The sequence below is a fragment of the Pseudomonas sp. MPB03 genome (genome assembly GCF_046605385.1).
Classification (GTDB): Bacteria; Pseudomonadota; Gammaproteobacteria; order Pseudomonadales; family Pseudomonadaceae; genus Aquipseudomonas; species Aquipseudomonas zanjanensis.
The window spans coordinates 1074523-1086005 of record NZ_CP176770.1 but is presented as its reverse complement, the minus strand read 5'-3'; the positions used below and the strand labels follow the sequence as shown (position 1 = coordinate 1086005).

General features: G+C 61.6%; 5 protein-coding genes and 1 rRNA gene. All 6 read right to left on the bottom strand.

Features of this window, described 5'->3' with window-relative positions; genetic code table 11:
* The gene (locus ACLH0I_RS04595) at positions 1–1269 is read right to left on the bottom strand and encodes a diguanylate cyclase domain-containing protein (protein ID WP_411386426.1); all 1269 of its coding nucleotides are present in this window, start codon (positions 1267–1269) and stop codon (positions 1–3) included.
* On the bottom strand, positions 1266–1841 hold the full coding sequence (locus tag ACLH0I_RS04590; RefSeq protein ID WP_250963954.1) for a YfiR family protein: 576 nt from the start codon (positions 1839–1841) through the stop codon (positions 1266–1268). The genes ACLH0I_RS04595 and ACLH0I_RS04590 overlap by 4 nt, the downstream gene beginning before the upstream one ends.
* Positions 1842–1980: 139 nt before the next feature.
* Positions 1981–4071, bottom strand: a complete 2091-nt coding sequence (gene recD / locus ACLH0I_RS04585; RefSeq protein ID WP_411386425.1) for an exodeoxyribonuclease V subunit alpha — start codon at positions 4069–4071, stop codon at positions 1981–1983.
* Positions 4068–7757, bottom strand: coding sequence for an exodeoxyribonuclease V subunit beta (recB, locus tag ACLH0I_RS04580; RefSeq protein WP_411386424.1), 3690 nt, complete (start codon positions 7755–7757; stop codon positions 4068–4070). The genes recD and recB overlap by 4 nt, the downstream gene beginning before the upstream one ends.
* Positions 7754–11206, bottom strand: a complete 3453-nt coding sequence (recC, locus tag ACLH0I_RS04575) for an exodeoxyribonuclease V subunit gamma (RefSeq protein WP_411386423.1) — start codon at positions 11204–11206, stop codon at positions 7754–7756. The genes recB and recC overlap by 4 nt, the downstream gene beginning before the upstream one ends.
* 155 nt (positions 11207–11361) lie before the next feature.
* Positions 11362–11477, bottom strand: a 5S ribosomal RNA gene (rrf, locus tag ACLH0I_RS04570).
* Between the last annotated feature and the right edge of the window lie 6 nt (positions 11478–11483).

Below are 11483 nucleotides of genomic sequence, written 5' to 3'. Positions count from 1 at the left end.
TCAGCTCCTGGTTTGAAGATCAGCGACGGAGTGATCCGACCCCGCCGTATGTTGACCGCCTCGGGCGAGGCGTTTGGCTTGATACATGGCTGCATCGGCGGCGTGTAGCAGGGTGCCCGGTGTGGCACCGTGATCGGGAAAAACGGCAATGCCGATACTGAGGGAGGTCAACACGGAGGCGTTGCCGGGCAATTGAATCGGCATTTCCATACTGGCGATGATCTTTTCAGCAATCAGCTCAGCGTCCTCGGCCTTGTGCAAAGGCGCCAGCAGCACGGCGAATTCGTCGCCCCCCAAGCGCGCGACCAAGTCATCCTCGCGCAACTGCGCCCGGACCCGGGTCGCCACGGCCATCAGCACCGCGTCGCCGGCGGCGTGGCCGAAATTGTCATTGATGCCCTTGAACCGATCACTGTCCAGGTACAGCACGGCCACTTGTTCATTGAGCTTGCTGGCATTGCGCAAGGCGCGAATCAATCGACCTTCGAAAAATGCCCGGTTCGGCAAGCCGGTCAAGCTGTCGTGGCTGGCCTGGTGGGCCAAGGTTTCGTTTTCGCTTTGCAAGTGGGTCTGCCAGGATTCCAGTTCATCGAGCAGCGCGTTGAAGTCATTGGCCAGATTATCCAGTTCGGCGATGGCGGCCGGCGGCACGCGTCGGTCCAAGGCTCGTTCACTGCGGGCCGCGTGGGCCACCTCGGCCAGGCTGCGCAGCGGCCCGGTGATCGCCCGCAACTGCCGCCGCGCCAGGTAAAGCGCCACCCAGGCACTCACCGCGGTGCACAGGATGATCCCCGCCAAACCGCTGAGCAAAAAGCGCAACAGGCTACCGCCATGCCCCGCCAACACGATGCGACCAATGTTCTGCCCTTGGTGAACGATCGGCAGGCTGATGGGCTTTTCCAGGAATGCCTTGGCAATGTGCACTTCCAGTTCCGACAACAGGCCGGTTTGCGGTCGTTGCCAGCGCGCCAACAGACGGCCGTGTTCATTGAATACCTCGGCATCGGCGACCTCCTCGGTGGAGGCGATCAAGGCCAGTGCCTCGGTGGCCGCGGCCGAATCATCGAAGACCACGGCGGCCTCCACGGTGTAGTTGATCGAACGGGCGATCAAGTGCAGGTTGTGATCCGCATAGACTCGCAGCGCCAACAGCCCGAGCAAGGTCAGGGACACACTGGCCATGGTAATGGCCACCAATGCGACGATCAGATGACCGCGACCGATGACCGAGCCCAGGGTGGGACGGACCCTTGGTTTGCTCTGCTTCATGGGGTTGCGGACCTGCGGCGGGAAAGCTGCAGCACACTCGGATGGATGCGCACGCCACTACGTGCCACGGAATCGAGGTTGACCTCGAAAGACACTTGTTCATCACCTACCCGCAGGCAGAACAGGCTACCCACGGTGCACTGGTCGCCGCCCTCACTGATGCTCAACACGGGCTTGCCGATCAAGGACGCAAACAGACGGGTGTGCTCATCGTTGGTCAGCCTGCCGACGTAGACCGCGTTGCACTCAGTGGCGATATTGGGATGATCGGCCAACAACCGCTGCACTATTACCGGCCGCCCCGTGGCCTGGGTGGTGCCCTTGACCAGATCGTCGGTGTATTGGGTCGGCCCGACGATGCAAAGTTGCAGTTGGGTGGGCTCCACCGGCCAGCGGGCATAACTGAGAATGCCCAAGACCACTTGTGTCACCGCTTCGGCCCGCTGCTCGGCCTGGGTCGTGGAGGCCTGCTCCTGGGCAACCGCGACAGGCAGCAGCAAACACAAAAGGCCGGCAAGCAGAACATGCCCCCAGCCCTTGCTGCGCACTGCCTCCCCTACAGGCACTTCCATGGAAAATCTCTTGATCCAGACGATAAGTGCCGGAACGATAGCACAGTGCCAAAAAGCCAGCGAGACAGCGTGTTACGCAGGCTTGAAAGCGAAACAGGCCAGGTTGCCAGAAGGACATGAATCCTTGAAAGCCAATGATTCAGTCAGCCTGCTCCAACGCCAGCATCAAACCGCTCAAGCGCTTGACCTTGCGCCCGACCGCCTCTTCGAAGACCCCCGCCCGCGGTTCGATCAGGCTGAACCATTGCTTGCCCCGGGTAATGGCGGTGTACACCAATTCCTTGGTCAAGACCGGGTTGAGCGCATCCGGAAGGATCAACGCGGTATGGGTGAATTCCGAGCCCTGGGATTTGTGCACCGTCATGGCATACACGGTCTCTACGTCGTTCAGGCGGCTGGGCAGGACGAAACGCACGCCGCCCTGGCCGTCATTGCGCGGGAAAGCGACCCGCAGGACCTGTTTGCCGGCATCCGGCCCGTCACGCTCGGGAAGATTGAGGGCAATGCCAATATCACCGTTCATCAACCCCAGCCCATAGTCGTTACGGGTCATCAGTACCGGACGGCCTTCGTACCACTGGTGATCGCTATCGATAAGGCGGGCCTTGAGCAATGCGGCGGTGATTCGCTGGTTCAATCCTTCGACGCCCCACGGGCCTTTGCGCACCGCGCAAAGCAATTGGAATTCGTCGAAGGCCGCCAAGACCTCACGGGCCCAATCGGCCCAGCAACGATCTTCCAATGGCTGAGAAATGGCCGGACGGCGCTGCCGCAGCAGGCTCAGGTAATGCCGATAACCCTTGGGCCCTTCTGGCTTGCCGTCGAGTAACAGTTTTTCCAGCTTCGTGTCGTGTTCACCTGCCAATTTCAAGGAAAACAAATCGACGTACTGTCCGTTATCCAATAATTGGCGGGCTTTTTCCGGCTGTTGCTGGTTGACCGAACGAGCGAGCTGACCGATCCCACTGCCTTCTCCGAAGCGCCGGGAATGCCTGAGCATGACTACTTGCTGCGCCAGGGGATGAGTGCCATTGAGGTCTTGCTGCAGGTCGCTGGCCGCCAGGTTTTCCCCACTGACCGACTCCAGCCAGGCACGGGTCTGGGGGCTGTACCAGCCGTCCTCGGCATCTCGACACAAATCCCCCAGCACCGCACCGGCTTCCACCGAGGCCAACTGGTCCTTGTCCCCCAACAACACCAACCGTGCATGGGCCGGCAGTGCGTCCAGCAGATTGGCCATCATCTCCAGGTCGATCATCGACGCTTCATCGACCACCAGCACATCCAGCGGCAAGCGATTGCCTGCATGGTGACGAAAATGCCGAGTGCCGGGACGACTGCCCAGCAATCGATGGACCGTCGTGACGTCGCAGGGGATGCACCCGCGCACAGCCTCATCCAGGGTCCGGACCTGCTGGCTGATGGACTCGGTCAGGCGCGCCGCCGCCTTGCCCGTGGGCGCAGCCAGGCGAATCCGCAGCGGCTTCCCGGCCTCGACGGCCGGAGCTTGCAACAGGGCCAGCAGACGCACAACGGTGGTGGTCTTGCCGGTGCCCGGGCCGCCGGTCACGATGCTGAAGGCCCCACGGGTCGCTAGCGCGCAGGCCAGTTTCTGCCAATCGATCGGACCGCTGGCATTGGCCGGCCCGAACAGCCCGTCCAAACGCTCGCGCAGGTCACCGGGCGCCGCTTCCTGCTCGACCAATCGTTGGCGCAACGCCTCGTCGATCCGCCGTTCATACCCCCAGTAGCGACGCAGATAAAGACGCTTGCCAGACAGTACCAATGGACGTTGCTGCGCCTCTTCGCTCTCGTCCACAGCCAAGGCCACCAGCCGACTGGACGCCAGGGCCTTGCACCAATGGGCGCCGTCGAGCGTCTGCAATATTTGCGAGGGCAGCAGCATCGCGCCTGTCTGCGGATCACCCTCGGGGGGCAGCGACAGGGCAAAGTCCGGTTCCTTGAGGGTCTCGAATATATCCAGGCAAACGTGCCCATGACCCAGTTGATGGCTGGTCAGCGCAGCGGCGAGCAGGACCAATGGATCATCGTCGGGCGCCAGTTCATGGAGGAACGCCACGAAGGCCTTGTCCAGGGCACGCAGCCAGCCGCGCTCGACCCAGCGCGTCAGCAACAACAGCAGGTCCTGCGCACGGCTCAAAGGCGCCAGGTCAACCAGGCTTTCATCGTCGGACGCCTTGGGCAGCAGGTCGGCAAAGGAACGACTCATAGCAATTCTCCCTGTACCCACGCCGGCTCAGCCTTGGGTTCGGGCGCCCCTTGGAACAGCCGATCCAGTTGCTCGATCAAGGCCCGTGGCGGCTTGGTGAAATACACGCCCTGGCTGGTCGAGCGGGTCCCACGAAGGAACAGGTACAGCGCGCCGCCGACGTGCCGGTCGTAGTCATAATCGGGAAGCCGAGCCTTGAGCTGGCGATGCAGGGCCAACAGGTACAGCACGTATTGCAGGTCGTAGCGATGGTCCAGGATCGACTGTTCCATGGCCTGTACGGTGTAGGCCATGTCATCGACACCCAGCCAGTTGGACTTGTAATCGGCCACGTAGTACCGGCCGTCGTGCTCGAACGTCAAATCGATGAAGCCCTTGAACATGCCGTTGAGCAGCACCGGCTCCGCCGCAACGCGGGCGACACCGCCATGGGTGAACCGGCAAACCAGTTGATCGAGCTTTTGCACATCGACCTTGTGGCTGGCGAACCAGAACTCCATCTCGACCTGGAACCGGGTCAGTTGTTCGAGCACCACCGGCGCTTGGTCGCTGCCGACGGGCATGGGCATTTTGATCAAGTGCTGCAGCCAGTCGCTCAGCGTGGTGATCCAGCCTTTCCAACCTCGGCGATTGCAGCGTCGGGCAATGGCATCCTCGATATCTGCCGGCGCGGATGAAAACCCTTCCCCGGCAGCCCACTCCAGCAGGCCATGGAGAAAAGTGCCGGGACCGGGGCCGCGGGGAAAGCGGTGGATGTCGCCACCGACGGCGATCGTCTCCCTGGGCGCGTCCGGGTCAAGACGCTCATCGTCGAACAGTTTCTGGGCCTGTGGATTCTCCGGCGCGGTATCGCTGCCTTCGCTCAGGCTTTCGCCGATGCGCAAGGCGCTGTAGGAGGCGATCCACCAATTTTCGCTGGCTTTTCGCAAGGGCACCAAGGGCTCGAGCAACACGGCGTCGTTGCGTGGCGGCCGATAGTGCTCGTCAGTAGCTTCGGGCATGGGCTGGCAGTTCACCGCGACGCTGCCGTGTTGCAGGTCTTCCAGCCAACGCCTCAGCTCCACCGTATCGGTCAACGGCGCACCTCCGCCCAACAGATAACCCAGCGCGGACACATGCAGGATCGAGCTGTTGTTATTGCCCCGTTTGAGGTCCGCGACACCCAGCCAGCAGGCATGTTGTGCGCGGGTCAGTGCCACGTAGAGCAGCCGCAGATCCTCGGCCAGTCGCTCATCATCGGCCTTGGCGATCAATTCGGCGGTGGGCTTGAGACTGATCTGCGCCTTGTTGGCCTCGTCGTGGTAATGCAACGGCAATCGACTGCCATCCACCGGTTTCGTCGAACAGATGAAGGGCAGGAAAACCAACGGATATTCAAGCCCCTTGGACTTGTGGATCGTGACCACCTTGACCAACTGCTCATCGCTTTCCAGACGCAGGATCTGCTCTTCTCCCGCCTGTCCGGATAAGGCCAGGTGCTCGGACAAATGCCGGATCAAGGCTTGTTCGCCATCCAGCTCGCCGGCGGCCTGCTGCAACAGTTCGCACAGGTGCAGCAAGTTGGTCAGCACCCGCTCGCCATCGCTGCGCGTCATCAGGGCCTGGGGCAATTCGAAATCATGCAGCAGACGCCGCAACATCGGCAGCACGCCCTGGCTGCGCCAGACCGTGCGATAACCGCGAAACTGCATGACCCGGGCTTCCCAGGCCAGCTCATCCTGATTGAGACGCTCCAGCTCCGTCAGCGGCAGGTTCAACGTGATGCTGGCCAGCGCTGCCCGTAGCGGTCGCTCCACATCCGGCTCGGCGCAGGCCTTGAGCCAGGTCAGCAAATCCCGCGCCTCTTGCGAAGCAAAGACCGAATCCTTGTCGGATAGATAGACACTGCGCACGCCCCGCGTGGACAACTCGTCGCGCACGGCCTGCGCCTCTTTACCGTCGCGCACCAGGATAGCGATATCCGCCGGGCGCAACCCGCGCAGCGTTTCGCCATCGACGGTGAAGCCGTCGCGCCCCGACTGCCCACCGTTGAGCAATGCCGTGATCTCACTGGCGCAGGCGGCTGCCATGGATTGCCGATACACCGCACCGGAGAGCGGCTGGTCCGACGACAGGTGCCAGATGTTCAGCGCCGCAACGGCGTGCCCTGCCACCTGTAGGGACTCCTTGCGGCCCTGGGACTCAACGGACAGGAACGGCACCGGGTTATCACCCGAAGGCTCACGGAACAGAAAGGCCCCACGCCCCTTCGGGCGGGACTCGGCCTTCTGGAAAATATGGTTAACCGCCCCCACCATGGCATGACTGGAACGGAAGTTCGTGCCCAGCGTATGCAACCTGCCGGCCGTGGCCTCGCGAGCGCGCAGGTAGGTGTAGATGTCGGCACCGCGAAAGGCGTAGATCGCTTGCTTCGGATCGCCGATCAGGAAAAGTCCGGTCCCGGGGTCGTTGTCTTCAATACGGTAGATGCTTTCGAAGATCCGGTACTGAACCGGGTCGGTGTCCTGGAATTCATCGATCAGCGCCACCGGAAACTGCTCGCGGATCAGGCTCGCCAGGCGCTCGCCCCCGTCGGCCTGCAACGCCGCGTCGAGACGCAGCAGCATGTCGTCGAAGCCCATTTCGGCGCGGCGACGTTTCTCCGCTTCGAAACGCGTCCCGACCCATTGCGCGGCATGCTGCAGCACGGCGGCATCAGGGGTGGGCAACGCATCCAGGTTGGCCTTGAGACCGGCCATGGCCTCCAGCCCGGGATGGTTGGGCACTTCGCCTTTCCAGGCTTCGGCCATGCCCTCGGGCGTCAGGCGTGTGAACCCGGTGCCGATATCCAGCAGCTCGTGGCTTTCGTCATCGACCCAGGCGGTGATTTTCTGAAACCACGGTTCGAAGTAACGCGCCTGCATCTTGCGTCCATCAACAGACTTGCTGGCGACGCCTTGCTGGCAGATCTCCAACAGTTCCACGGCCCATTGCCGCCACGGCGCCTTGAGATCGAGCAAGGCGGCACTGCGCTCCTGCAACGAAGCGGCGATTAGCTCGGCAGGCTCAAGCCCGTCAGCGTCGCCAGGCTCGCTGGAAAACAACCCCCTCACCCGTGGCAACAGCGCCGCTGGACCTCCCCAATGGGTACGCACCCAGTTCAACGCCTCGCCTTGCATCGAATAGCAGAACAGCCGCCAGTAATCGCGCAATACCTCGCCCAGCAATTCGCTGTGGTCGGTTTCCAGGGTCTGGGTGAACAGGCTGCCGCTGTCGAAGGCATGCTCACGCAACATGCGCTGGCACCAGCTATGGATGGTCGAGACGGCCGCTTCGTCCATCCACTGCGCGGCGATGTCCAGCCGATTCGCACAACCCGGCCATTGCTCGGCACTGAATTCATCGCGCAATGCGCCGATCAGTGAATCCGGAGCTGGAATCTCATCGCGAAAGAAACGTGCGGCTTCGGCCAGACGGGTGCGAATTCGCTCACGCAACTCCTTGGTGGCGGCGTCCGTAAAGGTCACGACCAGGATTTGCGGCGGAAGCAACTCGCGGCCAAAACCGGACGCCGAACCGCCGTGCCCTAGCACCAGGCGCAGGTACAGCGCCGAAATGGTGAAGGTCTTGCCGGTACCGGCGCTGGCCTCGATCAGTTGGCTACCCCGCAGCGGGAAAGCCAGGGCCAATGGTGCCTGCTGACTCATGAACGGGCCTCCTCGCTGACCAATGAACGCCACGGGGCTTCGAGCAATGGTCGGTAAAGCGCATCGCACCAGTCGGGGAATGTTTCGTCAGCCATCAAGGCCGCGAAATCAGGAAACTGTCGAGCCAAGGCCGGGTTTTCCCGCCGCTCGCCCTCGAACGTCTGTCCGTCGCCCTCATAGGCTTTGCGCGCCGCAGCTTCGGCCTTGAGCGGATCACTCTGGCCGAGCCAGGCGAACGCCGTCTTCACCGCGATCGGTAGCGGCTGGCGCATACCGGCCTGCCAGGCCTGCAATAGGTCGCCAAGCATTTTTTTTGCGGCGGGCTCTTCAAAAGGTGGCAACAGCAAGCTGTCATCACTGGCCACCAGCGCCGTGGTCAACGACAAGCCGTTAGCGCAGGCCACGAGATGATTGACCCAGGGCCGTATCAGGCGATGCCACTTGCGGGTCTTGGTGGAGCCGATGCTGTTGGGTATGGCGGTGATGGCGAGAACCGCACCGTCGGAGCGTTGGTGTAGGCCACTGAGCCACCCTTCGACACTCACTCCTTGCAGTTGCAGGCTGACCGGCACAGCACTGGTCAGCGGTGTGGGCCACAACGCCAGAAGCTGTTGGTAGCGCTGGAGCAGATCCGGCAAGGGTTCGATCAATTCGCGCTGCATGCACTCACCGAACCCGGCCATCGGCAACAGCCCGCTGTTCTGGAGCCTCTGGGCATGGGCGGCCAAGGCCAGGTCCGCCTGGTCCAGGCGTACCAGGGCGGCCTCGAGCAGGCTGTCGCTCAGGGTGTAGCGTTGCAGTGCGTCGAGCACGAAAGGTTCGTCATCGGCCAGAGGTGCTTCGATGGCGTCGAAGAACACTTTCAGCCGCTGGCTGAAGAAATGGCGGACGGGGTTGCGCAGGAAGTCCTGCAACTGACCAAGGCCCAAGGGCTCCTCCTGGACGTAGGGTTCCAGCACCTGAGTTTTGTCAGTGTCATCGGAGATGTCGTGGAGCATTCGCCATTCGCTCGCGTAACTGAACAGCTCGTCTCCTTGATGGAAATAACGCGCGCTGAACGGTTGCAGCGGATGCTCCTGAGTCAGGGCATCGAGGAGGGACTTGCTGTCATCGGCCAACCGCCAGCCACTGGCGAGATGATCGCGCAGTTGGCCGATCAACACCGATGCCGGCCGCTCGCTGTTATCGCGGATACTGCGTCCCACCCAACTGATATAGAGCTTTTCCCGGGCCGACAGCAGCGCTTCCAACAACAGGTAACGGTCGTCCTCACGGCGAGAACGATCGCCCGGGCGATAGTCGCCGCCCATCAGATCGAAATCCAAAGGCGGTTGGGCTCTTGGGTAATCACCATCATTCATCCCCAGCAGGCACACCAACTTGAAGGGGATCGCACGCATTGGCATCAAGGTGCAGAAATTGACGGCTCCGGCCAGGAAGCGTTGGGACAGTCGCCCCTGATCCAGCCCGGCCAACCACGCTTCACGCACCACCGTCAGCGGCAGTTCATCGTGCAGCCCTACCGACTCACAGGTTTCCAGCCAGGTTTCACGCAAGTCCTCGAGTTGGGCCAGCAGATAGTCGTCATGCTCGTTACTCGCCTGGAAGAACAACCGCATCAGATCGTGCAGACGCGAACCCCATTGCTGCGGCGATGCTGGCTGGGTGAGTTCCTGGTGGGCGACTTCCAAGGCATCCAGCAAAGCAACCAGCGGACCGATCAGCGCCGCGTCCAGGCCACCGATCTCGTCATAGGGTTCGATGCCGTCATAGGCCTGCGAGCTGCCGACGGCGTACCCCAGCAACATGCGCCGCAAGCCGAAATGCCAGCTGTTCTGCTCAAGCTCCGCGGGCAAGCCCAACCCGGCGCGGTGTTCGGCACTCATTCCCCAGCGAATCCCCGCCCCTTCGATCCAACGATGCAATGTCGGCAGGTCGGCCTCATCGATACCAAACCGTTCGCGCAACGCCGGGACATCCAGCAGATCGAGGATTTCGCTGACCGGGAAACGACTGTCCGGCAGCTTGAGCAAATGCTCGACGGCGATCAGCAGTGGATCACGTCCGCGCTGGCCCTGGTCGGTCAGTGTGAATGGAATGAAACGCGGGTCGCTCCTGTCGAGCTGGCCGAACACCGCGCGAATGTGTGGCGCATAACTGTCGATGTCCGGGACCATGACGATGATATCCCGTGGGCGCAATGTCGGATCCGCACTGAAATGGGCCAGCAACTGGTCATGGAGAATTTCCACTTCACGCTGGGCGCCGTGGGCCACATGAAAACGGATCGAGCCGTCTCGTTCCGTGTCGACGACGGGCCAGTGTTCCCGGGTTTCATTCAGGGGACGGAGTTCCAGGATGTCATCCTGCAACTGGCTGAGAAGGGTCGTCGGGGTCCCATCAGTGAACAGGTCGATGCGCCCGTCGCGAAATACAGCGCGATAGCTGTTGGGGTCATCGTAGCTGTCGAGCAGGTTGATATAGTCGCGCCCCTGCTTGCCCCAGGCGGCCAATAACGGATGGGCATGTTGATGCAGGATTTGTGGATCGAGGACGGCGGGCATGCCGGTCTTGCGTGCCTGGCGCTTGTATTGATGACGTAGCAAGTCCTTGTCGGCAACGATGTCCGCCCAATGGTGGCGACACGGGTTATGCACGCAGAGTAGAACCTGGCTGAACCGGGAAAGACCGGCGAGCGCCTCGAGGACTTGGGCAGGCAACGAGGAAATACCGAACACGATGACTCGCGCGGGCAAGCCTTTCGGAGCTGCTTCCAGATTGTTGATACGTTCGATGTAGCGCTGGTGGACGCCTGCGCGGCTTTGCGCCATGCCTTGTTCCCCCACATCCAGCAACAAGGCTCGCCACAGTTCCGCTTGCCAGCAATTCGCCGGCGCGAGCGGCTTGATTTCACCTCGGACATTTCGGGTCTGGTGTCGACCCTCAGCCCAGTCCTCGAGCCAGTCGGCCCGGTACACCTGGTACTGGTCGAACAGATCGGCAAGGCGCTCGGACAGTTGATAGCGCTTGCGCAAGTCGGTGTCGTGGGTAAGGAATCGTCGTAGAGGTTCGAAATGCGGCTGCTCGATAAGCTGCGGCAACAGGCGCATCAGGCGCCAGGTTAGCGGAGCCTTGTCCAACAGCGACTTGGCCGGAATCTCATCACGCCCTAGGACCATTCGATAGAGCTGCCACATGAAGCTGCCTGGCAGTTGCACATCAATAGCCGCCGCGATACCGCAGCCGCCGGAATCATCATCTTCCGGGTCTTCAGCCAGTGCGAGCTTGAGCCATTGGGCAATACCATTGCTCTGTACCAGCGCGATTTCATTTTCAAGGGGAGCCAGCGGATAGCGCCGCATCAGGCTGATCACCAGGCTGCGCAATTCATCAAGGCGATTCCCGTGAACCACCATGAAAGCAGGGCTGAGGGACGTTGCGTCCGGCATGAAAGGCATCCTTGAAAATGCAAAAGCTAGGGCAGAACCTTAGCACTGTCGGGGGACTGTGACAGCCGGGAGCAGTCCGAGCTTGTCGTAAGAACTTTCCTGCGGGCAAAACAAAACCCCTACCTGCATCAGCAGATAGGGGTTTCGGAATTTAATCTTGACGATGACCTACTCTCACATGGGGAAACCCCACACTACCATCGGCGATGCATCGTTTCACTGCTGAGTTCGGGATGGGATCAGGTGGTTCCAATGCTCTATGGTCGTCAAGAAATTC

Bases quoted from the DNA above. Each gene is read 5' to 3' on its own strand.
- ACLH0I_RS04595 (WP_411386426.1), bottom strand. From the start codon at position 1,269: ATGAAGCAGAGCAAACCAAGGGTCCGTCCCACCCTGGGCTCGGTCATC.
- ACLH0I_RS04590 (WP_250963954.1), bottom strand. From the start codon at position 1,841: ATGGAAGTGCCTGTAGGGGAGGCAGTGCGCAGCAAGGGCTGGGGGCAT.
- recD (WP_411386425.1), bottom strand. From the start codon at position 4,071: ATGAGTCGTTCCTTTGCCGACCTGCTGCCCAAGGCGTCCGACGATGAA.
- recB (WP_411386424.1), bottom strand. From the start codon at position 7,757: ATGAGTCAGCAGGCACCATTGGCCCTGGCTTTCCCGCTGCGGGGTAGC.
- recC (WP_411386423.1), bottom strand. From the start codon at position 11,206: ATGCCGGACGCAACGTCCCTCAGCCCTGCTTTCATGGTGGTTCACGGG.